General features: G+C 69.6%; 19 protein-coding genes. 10 read left to right on the top strand and 9 right to left on the bottom strand.

The features are described 5' to 3' along the window. Positions 1–7 precede the first annotated feature (7 nt). Positions 8–889, top strand: a complete 882-nt coding sequence (locus ABH941_RS24010) for a protein phosphatase 2C domain-containing protein (RefSeq protein ID WP_370131522.1) — start codon at positions 8–10, stop codon at positions 887–889. 106 nt (positions 890–995) lie between these two features. Here the strand turns inward: ABH941_RS24010 and ABH941_RS24005 are convergent, their stop codons facing one another. The 3 genes from ABH941_RS24005 to ABH941_RS23995 form a co-directional block, all read right to left on the bottom strand. Next, a complete protein-coding gene (locus ABH941_RS24005) occupies positions 996–1793 on the bottom strand; it encodes a class I SAM-dependent methyltransferase (protein WP_370131521.1) in 798 nt (265 codons plus the stop codon). 118 nt (positions 1794–1911) lie between these two features. Continuing rightward, positions 1912–3639, bottom strand: a complete 1728-nt coding sequence (locus ABH941_RS24000; RefSeq protein ID WP_370131520.1) for a hypothetical protein — start codon at positions 3637–3639, stop codon at positions 1912–1914. 366 nt (positions 3640–4005) lie between these two features. After that, positions 4006–5067: an XRE family transcriptional regulator gene (locus ABH941_RS23995; protein ID WP_370131519.1), complete on the bottom strand. Its 1062-nt coding sequence runs from the start codon at positions 5065–5067 to the stop codon at positions 4006–4008. 202 nt (positions 5068–5269) lie between these two features. Here ABH941_RS23995 and ABH941_RS23990 point away from each other — a divergent pair, with 202 nt between their 5' ends. The 7 genes from ABH941_RS23990 (at position 5270) to ABH941_RS23960 (ending at position 9532) form a co-directional block, all read left to right on the top strand. Then, on the top strand, positions 5270–5842 hold the full coding sequence (locus ABH941_RS23990; RefSeq protein ID WP_370131518.1) for a hypothetical protein: 573 nt from the start codon (positions 5270–5272) through the stop codon (positions 5840–5842). A gap of 66 nt (positions 5843–5908) precedes the next feature. Beyond that, positions 5909–6154, top strand: a complete 246-nt coding sequence (locus tag ABH941_RS23985) for a PhzF family phenazine biosynthesis protein (protein ID WP_370131516.1) — start codon at positions 5909–5911, stop codon at positions 6152–6154. 143 nt (positions 6155–6297) lie between these two features. After that, positions 6298–7197 carry a PhzF family phenazine biosynthesis protein gene (locus ABH941_RS23980; RefSeq protein ID WP_370131548.1) on the top strand — a complete coding sequence of 300 codons (900 nt, stop codon included), beginning with the start codon at positions 6298–6300 and terminating at the stop codon, positions 7195–7197. Beyond that, positions 7130–7672 carry a hypothetical protein gene (locus ABH941_RS23975; RefSeq protein ID WP_370131549.1) on the top strand — a complete coding sequence of 181 codons (543 nt, stop codon included), beginning with the start codon at positions 7130–7132 and terminating at the stop codon, positions 7670–7672. Before ABH941_RS23980 ends, ABH941_RS23975 begins: the two co-directional genes overlap by 68 nt. Before the next feature lie 189 nt (positions 7673–7861). Continuing rightward, positions 7862–8272, top strand: a complete 411-nt coding sequence (locus tag ABH941_RS23970; protein WP_370131514.1) for a hypothetical protein — start codon at positions 7862–7864, stop codon at positions 8270–8272. Between the two features lie 14 nt (positions 8273–8286). Next, positions 8287–8940 carry a hypothetical protein gene (locus ABH941_RS23965; protein ID WP_370131513.1) on the top strand — a complete coding sequence of 218 codons (654 nt, stop codon included), beginning with the start codon at positions 8287–8289 and terminating at the stop codon, positions 8938–8940. Further along, entirely contained in the window at positions 8843–9532 is a 690-nt protein-coding gene (locus ABH941_RS23960) for a hypothetical protein (protein WP_370131512.1), read from the top strand. Before ABH941_RS23965 ends, ABH941_RS23960 begins: the two co-directional genes overlap by 98 nt. Before the next feature lie 616 nt (positions 9533–10148). Here the strand turns inward: ABH941_RS23960 and ABH941_RS23955 are convergent. The 4 genes from ABH941_RS23955 to ABH941_RS23940 form a co-directional block, all read right to left on the bottom strand. Next, on the bottom strand, positions 10149–10586 hold the full coding sequence (locus ABH941_RS23955; RefSeq protein ID WP_370131511.1) for a hypothetical protein: 438 nt from the start codon (positions 10584–10586) through the stop codon (positions 10149–10151). Positions 10587–10706: 120 nt separating this feature from the next. Next, positions 10707–12026, bottom strand: a complete 1320-nt coding sequence (locus tag ABH941_RS23950) for a UDP-glucose/GDP-mannose dehydrogenase family protein (protein ID WP_370131510.1) — start codon at positions 12024–12026, stop codon at positions 10707–10709. A 65-nt stretch (positions 12027–12091) separates the two neighbouring features. Next, the gene (locus ABH941_RS23945; RefSeq protein ID WP_370131509.1) at positions 12092–12589 is read right to left on the bottom strand and encodes an NUDIX domain-containing protein; all 498 of its coding nucleotides are present in this window, start codon (positions 12587–12589) and stop codon (positions 12092–12094) included. Positions 12590–12617: 28 nt separating this feature from the next. Continuing rightward, complete coding sequence (locus ABH941_RS23940) at positions 12618–14387, bottom strand: asparagine synthetase B (protein WP_370131508.1); 1770 nt, start codon at positions 14385–14387, stop codon at positions 12618–12620. A 211-nt stretch (positions 14388–14598) separates the two neighbouring features. On the opposite strand from ABH941_RS23940, the gene ABH941_RS23935 reads away from it, so the two are divergent. After that, positions 14599–15996, top strand: a complete 1398-nt coding sequence (locus ABH941_RS23935) for a sporulation protein (protein WP_370131507.1) — start codon at positions 14599–14601, stop codon at positions 15994–15996. A gap of 77 nt (positions 15997–16073) precedes the next feature. On the opposite strand, the gene ABH941_RS23930 is transcribed toward ABH941_RS23935, so the two are convergent. Then, on the bottom strand, positions 16074–16415 hold the full coding sequence (locus ABH941_RS23930; protein ID WP_370131506.1) for a hypothetical protein: 342 nt from the start codon (positions 16413–16415) through the stop codon (positions 16074–16076). 1 nt (position 16416) lies between these two features. Here ABH941_RS23930 and ABH941_RS23925 point away from each other — a divergent pair, with 1 nt between their 5' ends. Continuing rightward, positions 16417–17010, top strand: coding sequence for a PhzF family phenazine biosynthesis protein (locus ABH941_RS23925; protein ID WP_370131505.1), 594 nt, complete (start codon positions 16417–16419; stop codon positions 17008–17010). A gap of 134 nt (positions 17011–17144) precedes the next feature. On the opposite strand, the gene ABH941_RS23920 is transcribed toward ABH941_RS23925, so the two are convergent. Next, positions 17145–17453: a hypothetical protein gene (locus tag ABH941_RS23920; RefSeq protein WP_370131504.1), complete on the bottom strand. Its 309-nt coding sequence runs from the start codon at positions 17451–17453 to the stop codon at positions 17145–17147. Positions 17454–17589: the final 136 nt, after the last annotated feature.

Below are 17589 nucleotides of genomic sequence, written 5' to 3'. Positions count from 1 at the left end.
GGACGCCATGGCACAGGAATTCAACACCGGGCTGGATCTGTACGCAGAGGGAACGCCGACCATTCTGACGGGAGAGCGGGCAGGTTCGGTGCAGCGCCCCTCGGAAGACCTCATCGGGATCGTCGGGCACCACGCGGTGATCGTGCTGGACGGGGTCAGTACCGTGTCCGACGAGGAACCGCGCGGCCGCTGGTACGTCCAGGTCCTGGGCGAGCACCTCGCGAAAGGTCTTGTCCGCGACCCGTTCGCTCCGCTCGCTTCGATCCTCGAGGTAGCCATCGACCAGGTCGTCCAGGGGCACGGCCTGGTTCCAGGGGCCTCGCCGGCGGCGACGGTGGCCATCGTGCGGGCGACCGGGGACGGCGTGGACGCTCTCGTACTCGGGGACAGTCCGGTGGTGACGCAGGACCTGTCGGGTGTCGTGCACGCGGTGACCGATAGTCGGCTCCACGCGCTGGTTGGCCAACAGGCGGCGTTCAAGGAGTACCAGGAGCGGCTGCGATCCGGAGGCGGGTTCGATGCCGGTCATCGCCGGCTGCTGCAGGACCTGCGCGCCCACCAAATGCAGTGGGTCAACCGTGAGGGCGGCTACTGGATCGCCGAGGCGATTCCCGAAGCGGGCCGCCACGCCGTGGTGCACTCGTGGGACCGCAATCAGCTCGGTGCGGTGCTGGTCGCCACCGACGGCGTCTCCTGCGCGGTCGATGAGTACGGCATGTTCACCTGGGAGTCCCTGGCCGAGGCATGCCGCAGTCACGGCCCCGCGTCCGTCGTCGATTCCGTGCATCAGGAGGAGGCCCAGGATCCGAACGCAGTGCTCTATCCCAGGTACAAGCCGCACGACGACAAGGCCCTGGTCTTCTGGGGCCTGGCATCGCCCTCCGCCTGACCGACTCCGGTTCGCTGCGCAGGGCGTGGAGGTGTCGAGGCTCGCCGAGGTGATCTTCGGCAGCGCGGACCGGGTTGATCATCCATCAGGCCAGTGCTGGCTGACCTCAGCAGCTCGGCATTCCACCGTCCTGCCGTACGGCGATCAGATGCAGAAGGGCGCCCACGCGGCGGTACGGCTCAGTGCGTCCGGCCTGCTCCTCGAACGCCAGCAATCGGCTCAGTTCCTCTTCGTGAGGTACCGGTGCCTCGGAGGGGGCGGCGTCGGTGAAGACCCGAACGCCGTACCATTCACGCACCGGAAGGCCTTCCTCCGTGAGCATTGCCGTCAGGTCTTCCAGGCGGTCGGCGCGGGCCCTCACCCCGATGCGGTTGAGGTAGGCGGTTCCCCCGAAGACCTGTTCAACGCTGTCCCAGTCGCCGATCAGGCCCGGCCGCATCGCCAGGGCATTGCCGTTGCGCACCAGCAGCGACACGATCCCGCCGGGTGCAGTCACCTGCGCGATAGCTGTCAGGACCGGACGTGGATCATCGAAGTACATGAGAACGCCTTGACACAGCACGGCATCGAAGCTGGCTGGCGCGAACAGGTCCGCGAGATTCCCGATGTCTCCCTGGAGCACCCGGACACGCTCACGGACCTCGGGAGCCTCGGACTCCAGAGCCCTGCGCAGGTCTCCAAGAAGCTGGACGGAGGAGTCCAACCCCACCACCTCGTGGCCACGGCGCGCGAGGTACAGAGCTTGTGTTCCCTGGCCGCAGCCCACGTCGAGAACCCGCAGCGCCGGCGCGTCCGGAAGGTGGACCGCGAGCTGCCTGGCTACCACCTCCTGTCGAACGACCTGGCGAAGCGTTCCCAGCCGAGCCCGCCACTGTTCCTCACCCGATGCGAACTTCGTGCTCACGTCGCCCCTCTCGCGCATCCCACAGATCGTCGGAGCCTACGCCAAGGCCAGCCCCGGCAGGAGCCCGTTCACGGCTTCACGAAGAGGGGCGTCTCGGGGCGACGGCTCGCGAGCGTGGCTATGCCGCGCTGGTTCCTGCCAGCCGCCACAGCTGCACCTCCGCGAGTAGGCTCGGCTCCGGCGGCCAGGGCGCCGGTTCCTTGCGCCCCGTGAGCGCCCCGACGTCCGCGGGGACGGCGCCGGAGGCGCAGATGGCCGTCAACGGCCCGGTGAAGGAGCCGATCTCGACGGCGTGCTCCGCGCACCCCGCGTCGTCGGCCGGTTGCGGGGCTTGCCCGTTGCGGACGGCAGCGCGGTCGAAGTACTGCTGAGTGGCCTTCACCGCACCTTGCAGGGTCTGCCCGGTCAGGAAGATCGAGTACTTCGTCAGCTCGCGCAGCCCGCGGGCCCGCTCACCCTCGTCGGACACCACGACCAACTGGCCGCTGCTCGCAGCCGCGTAGTCATCCGGATCCTGTCGCCCGGCCAGGCCGTCGTCCAGGCAGGTGAGAGCGAGGCGTATTCGCTGACCTGCCGGCAGGATCAGCCCCAGCCCGCAGGCCGGCATTGCGGCCAGCAGCCCGGCGGGGACCGGAGTCGACGGGCCGTGCGGCTCCGCTGTTGGATTGGCCAGCAGGGCGTGTCGCCCTCCGCTGCGCCAGGCGCCCAGCGCGGCGATCCGCGGCCCGTCCCACACCGCGCGGCGCACGGTCGCCCCGTGCGCCTGGACCAGCCACGCCGATACCCGCTCGCCCGGGACCCAACACCAGGAACGCCACTGGCCGTGCTCGAGCGCCCTCAGCTCCTCCAACTGGGCGAAGATGCCCGGGTACGTTTGGGCGGCCTCCTGTTCTAGCCGGTGCCAGTGCTCGGCACCGGTCCGGTAGAGGAACGCGGTTCGGCGTCCCTCCGCGTCGAGTTGGTGGTCGTGTTCGGGCGCGAAGACACCGTGGGGCGCGGTGTGCGGGGTGGGTGTGGCCTCGTTGAAGCCGGTGAGGCTGTCAGCGTCCGGGGACGGGGTCAGGAGCTGGGCCGCGAAGTCCGCGGCGCGTGCCACGATGGCTGCCTCAGCGGCCCCGGTGGTCGCGGCAGTCGCGATCCGCACACCGCGGCTCTTGGCCTTCTGCGCGGCCAAGGCGCGGCCGTGCACGGCCGCCGGCCGGTGCTCGACCGTTTCGATTCCGGGTGTGGTCAGGGCGTACCAGGCGGCGACGACCGCGCGGAGCGGCACCTGCGAGTACAGGGCTCCGCTGGAGACCTCGCGATGCCACAGCCGGGCGTCGACGAGCGGGGCGAAGGGCAGATGCATGTCGAAGTCGGGCATCAGGATCACCTCCCGGCCGGTCGGGGCACCGGGGAAATCCTGGGCGTTCGCGTGCCCCCACCATGTCAGGTGCACCCCGGCGCCGAACCCGTCCATGGGCGGCCCCCAGCTGATGGCCACCATGGTGCCCGAGGCCAGGTCGACCAACGGATCCGCGGCCACGATCATGCCCGACGGCGCGGGGAGGATCTCGGCGCTGAAGGGCAGTGGCAAGTCCAGGTTGTGGGCGACGGCACTGACGGCCTGCGCCGCTGCACTGTCGAGGGCGAACGTGGTGCCGCTGGCGATGCGGCGGTCCTCGGCTTTCAGGAGCTGCTCGATCTGCTGATGGCGCGGCAGCGCCGCCCACTTCGCCGGCATGGTGAATCGATGTCCGCGCTCGTAGACGAAGGACCAGCACTCCCGGCTGAGTGGAGACCGCAGGAGGGTCAGGGTCGTGGATCGCAGGGTAGCGGCTGCGTCGGCCAGCGAATGCTCGGTCATGCCGGTACTGGGCCTCGTTCCTGACGGGCCGGGCGTTCTTCCCGGCAGTGCTCTTCCCTGTCATGCAGATTGCTCACCGGTCGGTCCCCGCGGAGAGTACGGGAGCTCGGGTACCTTCCGGGGTCCGTGGTTGCTCCACCGCGCGGGACCTGACGTCCTGCATCGTGATCACCCCGAATGTAGTGCCCCCTGGATGCCCGGGTGGTCTTGACAGTCAAGCCGGTCGGCCGACCCTTGCGGAACCGGACGCTCCGCCGTCTTGGTGCAGATCCTGCCGGTCTGCCAGGGGTCTGGGCTTGGGGGCACTGCGTCAGCCATCATCCCGCCTGCGGTCGACTTCCCGTCCTGCCAGGCTACCCAGGGCCCTCAGCTGATTACGCCACTGCGTCGAGCGAGGCCCCGCAGGTCCGTTGACGTGGGTCCGGACCTCAGCAGGCTGTAGATCAGGGCCTTGGTTGCCGGCCGGGTGTGGGCCTCCTGAGGGGCGAGTCTCTCGGCGGCCAGCAGCGTGCGTAGACAATCGCTTCGGCGGCCCAGCCGCTCGTAGGTGATGGCGATGTCGCCAAGGGCGCGGGAGCGGCGCTCGATGCTGGGCAGCGCCGCCAGGGGGATGGACCGGGCGGCGGCGAGCGCCGCCAGCGGATCGCCGCCATGTACCTCCGCCCCGATTCGATGGAGGTCCACGGTCAGCGGGCTGAACCCGCCGTGGCCGCGCAGCAGGACCGTGCCGCCGAGCTCCCGGGCGATCGCCGCGGCTTCGTTTGTCAGCTCCCGCATGCCGGCTCGGTCGCCCTGTCGTGCCAGCGTGTAGGACGCCGACAGGATCAGCAGACCGCGGGCGGCGGCTCCAGACCGGCCAACGGCGCGAAGATCGGGCTGGTCCGCGGCGGACAGTGCGATGGACAGTGCCTCCGAGTGCTGTCCGGCTCTCCGCGCGAGGACGGCCAGCTGGCGTGCGGATTCGCCGGCAAGGAGCGGGTCTCCGCCAGCCTCTGCACACTGACGGGCACGCTCCGCCGACACCCAGCCGAGTCCCGTGTTCTCGTCCACCTTGACCAGTGTTCGGGTGGTCAGCAGGTAAGTCCTGGCCAGGAGTACAAGGTCGCCTGACGTCCTGCTGCCGGTGGTGATCGATTGTCCGGCGCTGATCAGCCGGGGCAGACGGACCGCGAGGCCCGCGTAGCGGCAGGCGTCGAAGTCTGCCAGGGCGCGGGTGAACTCGCCCTCCAGTCCTGCGGTTGGCACAGCGGCAGTGATACCGCAGGGGCCGAGTAGAGCGCTGCGGATCCGCGCCACCAGCAACCCGGCGAACGGGCTGTCGTCTGCTCGCGCGGCAGTGCCACCCAGCAGCTCCGAGCCTGCCGTGATGGCGGCCGTCGCCGCCAGGCCCGCGAGTAACGTCCTTCGGCGCACCAGCACCAGGCCCACCCCTCTCATCCTGTACGGGACTACCCACATCGAGGGTGGGCATCCAAGGAAAGCGCGCGGATACTCCGATCGGTTGACCGATCCGCTCCCGCTGACGCACTCTCCGCCATGTGCCGGATCCGGAGGGAATGCTCCTCCGGCCGCCGACAAGAATCGCGCGTTCTTCAGCCCGACGCTGCTCGTTCCTCCTACGGTGTCGTTCATGACCGTCACCGCGGACCGGCTGAACGACATCGCACGATCACTGAACCGCCGGCAGTGGCTGCCCACAGCCGACGAGGTTGCGTTCGGCAGCACCTTCCTTCGCCGGATGGGCGAAGTCGAACAGGAGGGTGCCGGCTTCCCCCGAGGGGCGAACTGGTGGGACCGGCTCCACACCGAAAGCTTCCACGCACTGACTCGGACGGTCGAACTCCTGGAAGTCGACCTGCTGCCCTGCGGGCGGGCCCGGCTACCCGGGTCGCCGATAGTGGAGCTGGCCGAGCTGTGGCTGGGCAGCGCGCAACCCCTCCTGCCCCACGCACAGCGGCTCCTCACCGCCTGGCACGATGCTGCTCCGCCGGAGCCGACAGCAGACATGATCGCCCGCACAGCGAGGCGATTGAACGTCACTGACGACCTGGCTGAGGGCCGTCTGCGCTACGAAGACGCGGCCCACTGGGAGCGGGAGGGCAACGCGCTCAGCCTGTGGGACGAACTCCGACCGCTCTGGGCTCACCTCGGCGCGGTGAGGTCCACCATGACGGCCGCCGTGACCGGGGACACGGAGTACTGACGGAGGCCTGCTACGGCCGCTGACTGTCCATCTGACGTCCTGATCGTGACCCTCTGGAGGCACTCCGTGCGCCTGCCCTACGCCCTTGCTGATGTCTTCACCGACGCCGAAACCGTACTGAGCGGAAACCAGTTGGCGGTGTTCCTGACCGACGAGGGGCCCGCACCCGATGACGACTTGATTCAGGCCATCGCCCTGGAGATGAACCTCTCCGAGACCGTCTTCCTGCTGCCCGCGCTGGACGGAGGCGACGCCCGCGTCAAGATGTGGTCCACCGTGACCTTCCCTGTCAAGTCGATGTGTTCAGTCTGACGGGCGTACACCGGCGCCCCTCGCGGAGGCCGCCGCGTGGGCTGTTAGGAGTTCCCGGCTTGCGTCCCGTGGCGCTCACCACACTGGCAGTGTGCTCCTTGTCCCTCGGCGCTGATCTCACCCGGAAGGAATCCGTGGCAACGATGAACGCGACTCAACGACTTCCCTATCGACTGGCCGACGTCTTCACCGAGGTACCCCTGGCCGGCAACCAGCTCGCCGTCTTCACCGGCGGCGGGGAGGCACTCAGCATTGACGAAATGCAGGCCATCGCGCGCGAGATGAACCTATCCGAGACGGTTTTCGTTCTGCCATCCCGCGCGGGAGGCGACGCACGCGTACGTCTGCTGTCTAGTGTGACCGAAATCGATTTTGCTGGGCACCCACTTCTCGGCACCGCCTGTGTGCTCGCCGCGCAGGACGACCGTACGGGGGTACGCGCGCTGCGTTTGGAGACCAACGTGGGCGTGGTTCCCGTTCGGGTGGAACAGCAGGATTCCGGGCACTACGACGCCTGGATGGATCAGCCTCTGCCAAGGATCAGTCCGTTTCCCGAAGATTCCACCGAGGCGCTGCTCAAGGCGCTCGGGGTCAGCCGCAGCGTGCTGCCCGCGACCGTGTACAACGCCGGGATCCCGCACCTGTACCTGATGGCCGACTCGATCGCCGAGGTGGAGGCCATCGTCCCCAATTTCCAGCTGCTGGGTGAGATTGCGGGGACGAACAGGATCAACTGCTTCGCCGGGGAAGGGATTTCGTTCACCACCAGGATGTTTTCACCCTACGACTATGTGCCCGAGGATCCCGCTTGCGGATCCGCTGCCGGGCCCCTGGCCGCCCACCTTGTCCGCCATGGCCTGGTTCGCTCTGGCCAGGAGATCACCCTGTCCCAGGGCCGCCAAGTCGGCAGGCCCTCCACGCTATACGCCAACGCGGAAGGCACCTTCGACGAAATCACCTCGGTCAAGGTCGGCGGTGGGGTCTGCCTCATCGGGGGAGGCGAACTTCTTCTTCCCGCGTCTGCCACCCGCCCCCGCTCCTAGACCGCTGACCGGGGTCTACGACCCCAACGGCATGGGCTCGATGTTCTTCGCGATCCTGGCGGTCGCCGCCCAGCTGGACCGCAACTACATCCGGGAGAAGACCCTGGAGGGCCAGCAGACCGCCGCTGCCAGCGGCAACCACGGCGGCCGGCCGAAGGTCTTCGACGACGACATGCTCACCTTCGCCCGCGCCCTGCAGGCGAAGGGCACCCCGGTCCCCGAGATCAGGAAGAAGCTGGTCATCAAGACCGGCAAGAACGCGGGCCGCAACCCCTCGCTGGCCTCCGTCTACCGCGCCCTGGCCGACGCCGAGGACCAGACCGACCTCGGGGACGTCCCGCTGCCGAGGCCCGTGCGGACCGTGATCCGCCGACCGGTCCAGTCGTTGACTGCTGAGGAGACCCGGCAGCGCGGCGAACTGATCTCCGAGCGACTGGCCGTGACCGAAGCCGACCTGGAAGGAAGCCGCCCGTGATCGAGGGACTCGACCACGAAACCCGCGAAGCCCGGCGCCGACTCACCCGCGCCGGGGCCGCCGAGCAGATCGGCCGCCTGAGCGAGAACGGCCGGGCCCGGTTCGCCGCGGTCGGTTCGGACGGCGATGTGCGCCTGATCGACAGCAGCCACCGCTACGACCCATTGGTGACCGCGCTGCTGGCCTCCGGTGCCAGTTTCGGACTGTGGGCCTTCCACACCAGCTCGGACGGCAGCCCCTGGGTGGACAACCCCAGCGGCTACACCAGCAGGCCCGTGGGCAACCAGCCGTTTTGGCCCGCTCGCCGACCTCCAGGTCTACGCCACCGACCCGCACGGGCAGTGCGCCGGACAGTGGCGCGGCAAATCGCACGGCACCTGCCAGTACCAGCACGAGTTCTCCACCGAGAGCCACGAACTGCTCACCCTGGCCGAGTTCCTGCCGCTGCACCAGCAGGACCCGGGTTACCTGCCGTACTCCGGCTCGGGCTGGTGCAGCCAGTGCGCCGGCTACGCGGTGCGCCGCCTGACCGAGGACGAGTTCTCCTACTACACGCAGGCCCTGCACCGGGCCGACGACCTGGCCCGCCACCAGCACTGATCGGAGGCCATGCGATGAGCAACCGCAGCACCGAGGCCCGGCAGCTCGCCCTGTGGCTCTCGCAGGACACCAAGACCGACTTCGGGATGGAATGGGCCGGTGGCCGCTGCTGGCAGGTGATGTGGGCGGACGGCCCGGCCGTCACCGAGGTCCGTGCCTCCATCGCCTCCATGATGGACGTCCACGAGCGCTTCCTGACCCTTCGCGACCGCGAGCTGTGCCTGATGCGCGGCTACGCGCTCCGGGCCTGGGCCGCCCTCGCGGTGGCCGCCCGCCGCGACGGCAGCCTCGCCCAGGCCCTCGCCGACGCCACGCCGACCGGCGGGACCGTCGACCGGCGACCCGCCCACTTCACTCTGCAGACGTTCGTCGAGCAGTTGCTGGAACGGGCCAACTACCCAGGCCAGGAGATCCCCGGCAGGACGAGCGCCTGGTCCAGGAACTGCTTGCCATCGCCGGGCAGTTCAAGCTGCCGAAGATGGCGATGGCCCAGCACCTCGCCAGCGAGCTCATCGCCCCCGAACCCGGCGATGGTCCCCACCTACGCCTGGTTCCCCGGGGTGAGGGCGCGTGACCACCTCGCCCACCGCCGAGAGAGCGCTGGTCTTCTGGGGCCGGTGCCGCAGCGGGCACCGCTGGTTCTGGGCGGCGTCCCAGATCGACGGTGAGCGGCGGTACGACTGGGCCGACACCGAGGTCTCCGCCCTGGACCGGGCCCGGAAAGCCGCCGACGAGCTGACCTCCGGCGAGCCTGCCGACGTCTACTGCCGGCACAGCCTGGCGACCGACCTACTCAAGGAGGTCAACACCGCCAAGCGCAAGCTCACCTCCGGCTCGGGCACCGGGGCCGGGGTGGTCCGCTACCTCTACGGGGTGTTTCACCGCGGCTGCGACGACAACAGCGACCAGCCGCAGAAGATCGTCGCGTTCCGCATCGCGAAGACCACCGCGAAGCGGATCTACTACGTGCGCCGCGAAGCCGTCGGGGAGAGCGCGCCGCTGCTGGGCTACGTCGACCGCCAGCAGCTCGAATCGGACGGAGAGGTCTACAACCGCTCCGCCGGCTGGTGGTCACCCGAGTTCCACCTCTACGCCGAAGAGCCCTCACTGAGTTCCGGCATCCGCCCACCGGAACCAGCGGCCTCGCTCAAGGAGGCGAAGGCGGCAATGGCCGCGGCCCACCCAGACGCCGGCGGCACCGACGCCGAGTTCATCAAGGCCCGAGCACGCTACGAAGCGCTCAAGCAACAGACACGGTGATCGCGGGGTCGTCGGTGGAGAGCATGGTCTCAGGGTCGACGTGGCTCAGAGCGATCCACGCGGAGTGCCCTTCAACCATGACCACCGCGCGGCCGTGGGCCTGCCAGGCCCTGGCCCGGGTACGAGTGTCGAGCCGGACACCGCCGCAGCGGTAGGCAGGGTCCTCGTGGCGTGCGCCAGGATAGGCCGCAACCGTTGTGCCGACCGGGTAGAGCCGGTTCCACTGCTCTACATCTACAAGATGTCCTTCTACATCCACAAGGTGTCCTTCGTTCGGGGCGCCATACGCAGCGCAGGGGTTCGTCCTTGCAACGACCGGCGCGGCATTGGGGTGACGATGGCAGTCGGTGTCCTGGCCGGTCCGGACCATGATCCTTCTCATCGTGAATTCCTGTACCGGAACTACTCACGCCCGTAGACGGCTGCGGGTTTGCGCTGTTCGGCTGCTGGGCGGCCGGGGCGGGGCGGCTGAGAGTCTCGACATTGTGGTGCCCCGGGCGCTGAGCACGTCGTCCGCCAAACCGAGTGCTCAACCACCGGATATCTCACGAGTCACACGGGTCGGTCCAGGCGCGGACCGACCCGCTGACCTATCCGGCATTGCTCGGGCCAGTGCTCAGGCGATGCTGCTGCTGCAGGGGGTGGCGGGCTTGCAGCACGAGCAGGACGAGGTTCCGTCCCAGATCTCGTGGTCGACGCGCATGCCCGAGGCGCACATGGCCGCGACGGTCTCGCCGACCTTCTTGGGGGTGCCGTAGTTGGGGGTGGGGTCGTGGTGGATGAAGGATCCGCTGGTCAGTTCCTTGCAGAACTGCTGGTAGGCGCGGGTGTGGAGGATGAAGCCGTGCCAGCCGTGGTCGACCTCGGGCGAGACCGCGTAGCCGGCACCGGGGTTGTCGGCGACCAGCTGCAAGTACTTCAGGGCTTCGCCGACCTGGCGGACGGCGCGGTCGTGCTCGACGCCGGAGTCGCGGGCGACCTGGTCGACGATGCTGGTGAACAGTTCCTCGGAGACGAGCTCCTGGGAGCGGGTGCGTTCCATCTGTGCGGTCACGGGTTGCTGCCTCTCGCATGGACGGTCAGCGGCTCCACCGCTGGTGCACCCTCCGTGGAGCCGGTCGCGCTGCCCTCCCGGGGCCTCGGCGAGGCCCCGGGAGGGAGACTGTGGGGTCGTTCAGGGGCGTCCCAGGGCGCGGTAGGTCCAGCCGGCCTCGCGCCACTGGGCGGGGTCCAGGCCGTCGCGGCCGTCCAGGACGCAAGCGGCGTTCACCCGAGCGGTCAGGGCGGCGGGGTCGATGGAGGCGTACTGGGGACACTCGGTCAGGTGCAGCAGCAGGTCCGCGCCCTCGCAAGCCTCGACCGGATCGGGGACGTAGGTCAGCTGCGGGTGGGCCTTGACGGCGTTGTCCAGGGCCTGGAAGTCGTGGACGGTGACGTCCGCGCCCAGTCGGAACAGGTGTTCGGCGACGTCGAGGGCGGGCGAGTCGCGGATGTCGTCGGTGCCGGGCTTGAACGCGGCGCCCCAGACGGTGATGCGCTTGCCGCGCAGGGTGCTGTCGCACTCCTCGCGGGCGAGGTCGACCATGCGGGTGCGGCGGCGCTTGTTGATCGCGTCGACCTCGCGCAGGAAGGTCAGCGCCTGGTCGGCACCCAGTTCGCCAGCGCGGGCCATGAAGCCGCGGATGTCCTTGGGCAGGCAGCCGCCACCGAACCCGAGGCCCGGGCGCATGCCGCCGGGGCCGACCCGCGGGTCCATCCGCAGCGCCTCGGCGAGCTGGTGGACGTCGGCTCCGGAGGCTTCGCAGACCTCGGCCATGGCGTTGATGAAGGAGATCTTCGTGGCGAGGAAGGCGTTCGCGGCGGACTTCGCCAGCTCGGCGGTGGCCATGTCGGTGCTGATCAGCGGGACTTTGGCGTCCAGCAGCTGCTGGTAGACCTCGGTGAGGATTGCGGGGCTGGTGGTGTCGCCGTCCTGGAACCCGAAGACGAGGCGGTCGGGCCGCAGGGTGTCGTCGATGGCGTGGGACTCGCGCAGGAACTCGGGGTTCCAGGCCAGCTTGACCAGCTCGGGGGTGGGGGCGTGTTCGTGGATCAGGTCGGTCAGGCGGTTGGAGGTGCCGACGGGGACGGTGGACTTGCCGACGATCAGGGTGGGGCGGTCGATGCGGCCGACCAGGCGGCGCACTGCGGTGAACAGGGCTGTCAGGTCGTAGGCGTTCTCGCCGGGCATCTGCGGGGTGCCGACGCCGATGAAGTGGACGTCGGCGTAGTCGGCGGCCTCGGCGTAGGAGGCGGTGAACTGCAGCCGGCCCGATGCGGTGTGTTTGGCCAGCAGGTCGTCCAGGCCCTGTTCGAAGAAGGGGGCCCGGCCGTCCTGGAGGGAGTTGACCTTGTCGAGGTCGGTGTCCATGCCCAGGACCTCGTGGCCGAGCTCGGCCATGCAGGCGGCGTGGGTGGCGCCCAGGTAGCCGCAGCCGACGACGGTGAGCTTCACGTGCGTGTTTCCTTCCGAAGGGGTGGTCCGGCCTGCTGGCTTCCCTCTCCCCGAGGACGGGGCGGTCAGGTGTGCCGGGTGCGCAGGTGGCGGTGGATGCCGTCGCGGATGTACGGCGGGATAGTCAGGGCGGGCAGGTGGTCGGGGGCGAAGAACTGCAGCTTGACGCCCTCCGTCAGCGGCAGTGCCTGTTCGTCGCCGTCCCAGTGGGCGGAGAAGAACGTGATCAGCTGCCCGGAGCCGTCCTGGTCGACGGTCTCGAACAGGCGGCGAAGGCAGTCGACCTCCAGGCCGGCTTCCTCCTCGAGCTCGCGGGTGATGGCCTCGGCGGTCCCCTCGCCGGGGTCGCAGCCGCCGCCGAGCAGGGACCAGTGGCCCGGCCAGGCGATGCCCTCGATGTCGTCGCGCAGGTGCAGCAGCAGCTCGCCGCTACCATTGGTGATGATCGCGACCGCTCCCTGAGGGCGCGGCCAGCGCGCCGGGGCAGTGTCCGAAGTGCCTGAACCTGCGGATTGGTTCCGCGAGGTGCTGGCAGGGGCTGAAGTGGCTGGGTACTCGTGCACCGGCCCAACGTAGAGGCCCGCGTGGTGGTCATGCGGCTGCCCTCACCGGTTCGGGGGAAAAGGAGGCGGCTGCCATCACCGCGAGCATCCGGCTCCGGTCGAACCGCCCGCCCTGGGCGAGCCCTGCTTGCAACAGGGGCCGCACCGGGTCGGGGCGGGCGGTCAGTGCCCGGGTGATCTGCTGGTCGGCCCAGTCCTTGAACTCGCCGCCGAGCCAGGCTGGGACCGGGGAGGCGAAGCCGAGCTTGTCGCGGGCCGCCCAGACCTCGGGGGGAAGGCCGAGGGTGCGGGCGGTGTCGCGCAGGATCCGCTTGCCCGCCGCCGGATCGGTGATCTTGTGGGCGGTCGGGAGCCGGTAGGCGAGTTCGACGATCTCGCGGGCCAGGTAGGGGGATCGGCGTTCCAGGCCGAACGCGGCCGCGAGCTTGTCGCTGGTCAGCACCAGCGGACGCCAGGAGGTGGCCAGGTCCGCCAGGGTCAGCCCGCGGGCCAGGTCCCCGCCCGCCCGGGCGAGGGCGCCGGCGACCAGGCAGCGGACCTGCCCGTCGGTGTCGGGGCCGCGCAGGATCAGCCGGGTGATCGCCTCTACCGGGTCCAGCGGCCGTCCGGCGGCCCGGATCAGCTTGGCTGCCAGCGGCCGGTAGGACTCCAGCCCGGCGGCTAGCACCGCCTCCGGGCCGAACAGCACCAGCGCATGGCGGACGTAGCCCATCAGCAGCTCGTCCGGCCCCAGGCCGCCGACCACGACCCGCAGGCCCAGTTCGGCGACCTTCTTGTAGGCCATGTGCTCGGAGAACGTGGACGCGTTGCCCATCGGGTAGTCCAGGGCCGACATGATCGCCGGCAGCTCGGCCCGGAAGTCGGCCGCCGTGGGCTCGACGACCACGAGTTCCGCGCCGATGTCCTTGGCGACCAGCGCCGCGACGGCGGACTCGTCCAGGCGGTCCTGGCCGGGGTAGCGGACGGTGACGCAGACCTGAGGACGCATCACGTAGGCCAGCATCGCCGAGTCAAGGCCGCCCGACAGCAGGAGCGCGAAGTCGACGCCGGGGGCTCGCAGCGGCAGGTGCTCGGCCAGGGCGACGGAGAACTTCGCCAGCGCCGGCCGGTAGTCCGCGCTGTCCAGCGCAGTGCCGGCGGCCAGGTCCCACCAGAGGCGCTGGTCGATCGACCCCGTCGCGACGTCGAACGTCAGCAGGGTCGCCGGGGCCAGCAGCTGGATGCCCTGGAAGGGTGTGTCGACGCCGGTGCAGGTCTCGATCGCGGTCATCTCCGGGCGCATCACCACCGGCGCGGACCCGTAGCCGGTCAGGGTGCTGACCTCGGAGGCGAACGCGAGCCGGCCGCCGTCCAGGCGCCAGTAGAGCGGCTTCTCGCCGAGTCGGTCCCGCGCCAGGAACAGGGTCCCGGTGCGCGGATCATGGACGGCCAGGGCGAACATCCCGTCCAGCCCTTCCAGGCAGGAGGGGCCGATCTTGGCCCAGGCCCGCAGCAGCAGGTGCGCGTCGCTCTCCCCGGCCGCCAGCTCGATGCCCCATGCCTTCGCCAGCTGCAGGTAGTTGTAGATCTCGCCGTTGAAGGTGACCAGCAGCCCGGTGACCGAGTCGCAGTAGGGCCCCGGCGTCACGGTCTGCGAGACGATCCGCAGGGTGTTCATCGCCAGCACTGCCCGCCCGTCGGCGGCGCGGGCGTGGGCGGTGCCGTCAGGTCCCCGGTGGTGCTGTGCGCGTCCCATGGCGGCGACGGTGGCCTCGTGACGGGTTGCGTCCGGTCCGGCCAGTCCTGCGATTCCGCACATCTGGTTCACCCCCAAGTGTGAAGGTCAGCGGCCGTGTCCGGGAGGAGGGTGCCGTCCCGGACACGACCTGGACCTTCAGGGAACCGTGCCGGCGATCGTGCGGGCAGGGCTTGCAAGGGGGCTTGCAGCTTGTGAAGGCGGTTCACGCGCCGCTGCGGAGGCAATACCCTCGGTAACTCGCTGCGAGAACAACCAGCTTGAGGGGGACATTGTGGCGTCGACCGCCCGCCGCAAGAAGCCGCCGAACCTAGACCTGACCAGGCTCGTCGAGGCATGCGAAGCCCGCGGGGCCAGCAGAAACGCGCTGGCCCACCGCGTGAACCAGCTCGCGCGGGCGGCCGGCTTGGACGCCGACTACTCGCATACCTCGGTCGGCAACTGGCGCCAGCGCGGTATGACCCCCAAGTGGCCGGTGCCCAAGCTGATCGCGCAGACCATCGGTGAACGGCTGGGCCGACCGGTGGACTGTTCCGAGATCGGTATGAGCGAGAGCGAGACACCGGACGCCTCAGTGGGGTTGGATTTCCCGCGAGACCCCGCTGACGCCGTGCGCGTCGCCACCTCGCTCTGGAGTTCCGTGAACCGCCGCGACTTCCTGACCGGATCCACCTTCGCCATCACCGCGTTCACCACGCCGGTGACCCGCTGGCTGGTCAGTCCCGCCGACACCACCGCCGACCACCGCGGCGGATTACGGGTCGGCCGCACCGACCTGGACGAACTGCGCTCGGCCGCTGACCACGCGCGGCACTGGGACTCGAAATACGGCGGCGGGAACTGGAAGGCCAGCTCCGTCACCGACTGCCTGCGGAAACGCGCGGCCCCGCTGCTGGGCGGCAGCTTCAGCGACGACATCGGCCGCGAGCTGTTCTCCGTCACCTCCGAGCTCTCCCGCCTGGCCGGCTGGACCGCGTTCGACGTCGGCCAGCACGACGCCGCCCAACGCCACTTCATCCAGGCCCTCCGCCTCGCGCGGGCCGGCGGGGATGTCCAGCTCGGCTGCTATGTCCTGACCACCATGGCGATGCAGGCCCTGCTGCGGGGCTTCGCCGGCGAGGCCATCGACATGACCCAGGGCGCCTTCGAGCGGGCCAAGGACACCGCCGCCCCCCGGGTGCTGGCGTTCACCAAGCTCATCGAGGCCCGCGCCCACGCCCGCGACGGCAACCCGCGCGCCGCCTCCAAGGCCCTGGCCGCCTCCGAGACCCTCCTTGGCCAGGCCCGGCCCGGCAGTGAGGAACCCGGATGGATTGACTTCTACAACCACGCCCGGCTGTCCGCCGACGCCGCCGAGGTCTTCCGCGACCTGAAGAACCCCAAAGCCGCCCTGGCCTGGAACGCGCAGGCCACCGCCATGGCCCCCGGCGTCTTCACCCGCTCGGTGGGCATGCGCCTGGCCATCGTCGGCGCCGCCCATCTGCAAGCCAAGGATCTGGACCACGGGTTGAAGCTCGGCAACCAGGCCGTCGACATCCTCGCCGCCGTCAAGTCCACCCGCGCCCTGGACTACGTCCGTGAGTTCAATACCGCCCTGGCCCCCTGGCGTCGCGAACCCGCCGTCCGCGACTTTCTCCACCGCACCCACAAGGACCTCGGGATGGCTGCCTGATCACTTGTCAATCCTCTCGCCTCCCAAGAGCTCCCCCGATCGGGTGCCCCGGGGAGGCAACTTCGGACGTGCAGGTCTCAGGGCTTGGGCGGTCGGATCGGAACGATGTTCTCTGAAGGCTCCGAAGACTGCACCGGGGCGGGTTGCTGTACGAGGAGGACCGCGCTCGCGAGGGTGAGCTGGCAGAGCGCCTCGCGCAGTTCCAGGATCTCCTTCCTCTGGTTGGCGACGGTCTTCTTCAGCTCCACCACGGTTTGCCTCAGCCGCTGTTCGGCTTCCGGGGTCTGGGCCGTTTCCGTACGGACGCGTTCGTAGAACTCGTTCTTGAGGCCGGCGTGCCGTTTGAGCAGGGCCATTCGATGGACGCCGGCCTCGGCCGCCAGGGCGGCCGCTCTGCGGATCGAGACGAACGTCGGCATCGTGCCGGTGTCCATCCGGCGCCGGGCCGAGAGCCGGTTCACCGCGTGGATGGATCAGCCGCTGCCGAGAACGTCCCTCGCCCCGGGGGACCAGGCCAAGGAACTCCTTGCTGTCCTGGGACTGCCGTCCAGCGTGCTCCCCATGCTGTACGACGCCGGCATCCCCCACTTGTTCGTGATGGCTGAGTCTCCCGAGGCGGTCCGCGCGATCCTGACAGACTTCCCAGCACTCGGCCGGGCAGCCGGCCCTGGTCGAGCTCGGATCAATGTGTTCGCGCTGACCGGTGACAGGACGGCGGTCACGCGGATGTTCTCGCCCTACGACAGGCTGCCCGAGGATCCCGCGTGCGGGTCTGCGGCCGTTCCGCTCGCCGCGCACTTGGCGCGCCATCAGCTCCTCGCCTCCGGTGCGCAGATCACACTCAGCCAGGGCGAGGCTGTGGGCAGGCCCTCCATTCTGTACGCCGAGGCGGCGGCGACACATAACGAGATCCGCTCGATTCGTGTCGGCGGCGGAGTGTGCCTGGTCGGTTCTGGGCAACTGAATCTGACCGCTCCGGTGCGGCCGTTGGAGGGCGGCGGCAGAACCGCTTGATCCGGATGCTTCTGGGAACGGGCGCCGGACAGCACGGCAGGGATGCCTGGACTCAGGACCGGTTCTCAGGTGGGTGCGCTTCATGAGGGGTCGGGGCTCGGTGTGCGGTCCCTGCCGACAGGCATCCGCACCGCTCAGGGCTTCTTGGTCAGCGAGACCGTCCGCTGCTCGGGCCTGAGGCGAAGGAGTCGGTGGGCAAGGCCGACCGGGTCGCCGCCGCGACACAGGAACCAGATGAAGATCAGGTAGATGAACGCACAGGTCGGCGGTGAGGCCATCCGGGCCGATCCGGCGATAACGCCGGCTGCGGCGCCGAGCAGACAGGCAGCGGCCAGCATCAGCCTCAGGGTTTGGTCATCGAGCCGTCGCGGATAGCCGAAGCGGCGGACCAGGGCGAACAGGGCTACAGCGCAGGCCGCGAACAGCAGGATCCCCTCAACCATGGGCGACAGCCTGCCGCATCGCGGTGGCGGGCGCCAGAGCGCGTGCTGCAGCACAGGTCTCCGCGACGCTGGATCCGGGTCTTGGCCGGCTGCTGCCGATCTGCCCCGCGATACTCCGCACAGACCTACGATCCCG

This window comes from Streptacidiphilus sp. EB103A (assembly GCF_041261405.1).
Taxonomy (GTDB): Bacteria; Actinomycetota; Actinomycetes; order Streptomycetales; family Streptomycetaceae; genus Streptacidiphilus.
The sequence above is the reverse complement of the archived record's forward strand: the minus strand, read 5'-3'. Positions and strand labels throughout refer to the sequence as shown.

Bases quoted from the DNA above. Each gene is read 5' to 3' on its own strand.
- ABH941_RS23920 (WP_370131504.1), bottom strand. From the start codon at position 17,453: ATGGTTGAGGGGATCCTGCTGTTCGCGGCCTGCGCTGTAGCCCTGTTC.
- ABH941_RS23980 (WP_370131548.1), top strand. From the start codon at position 6,298: ATGAACGCGACTCAACGACTTCCCTATCGACTGGCCGACGTCTTCACC.
- ABH941_RS23990 (WP_370131518.1), top strand. From the start codon at position 5,270: ATGACCGTCACCGCGGACCGGCTGAACGACATCGCACGATCACTGAAC.
- ABH941_RS24000 (WP_370131520.1), bottom strand. From the start codon at position 3,639: ATGACCGAGCATTCGCTGGCCGACGCAGCCGCTACCCTGCGATCCACG.
- ABH941_RS23930 (WP_370131506.1), bottom strand. From the start codon at position 16,415: ATGCCGACGTTCGTCTCGATCCGCAGAGCGGCCGCCCTGGCGGCCGAG.
- ABH941_RS23940 (WP_370131508.1), bottom strand. From the start codon at position 14,387: ATGTGCGGAATCGCAGGACTGGCCGGACCGGACGCAACCCGTCACGAG.
- ABH941_RS24010 (WP_370131522.1), top strand. From the start codon at position 8: ATGGCACAGGAATTCAACACCGGGCTGGATCTGTACGCAGAGGGAACG.
- ABH941_RS23965 (WP_370131513.1), top strand. From the start codon at position 8,287: ATGAGCAACCGCAGCACCGAGGCCCGGCAGCTCGCCCTGTGGCTCTCG.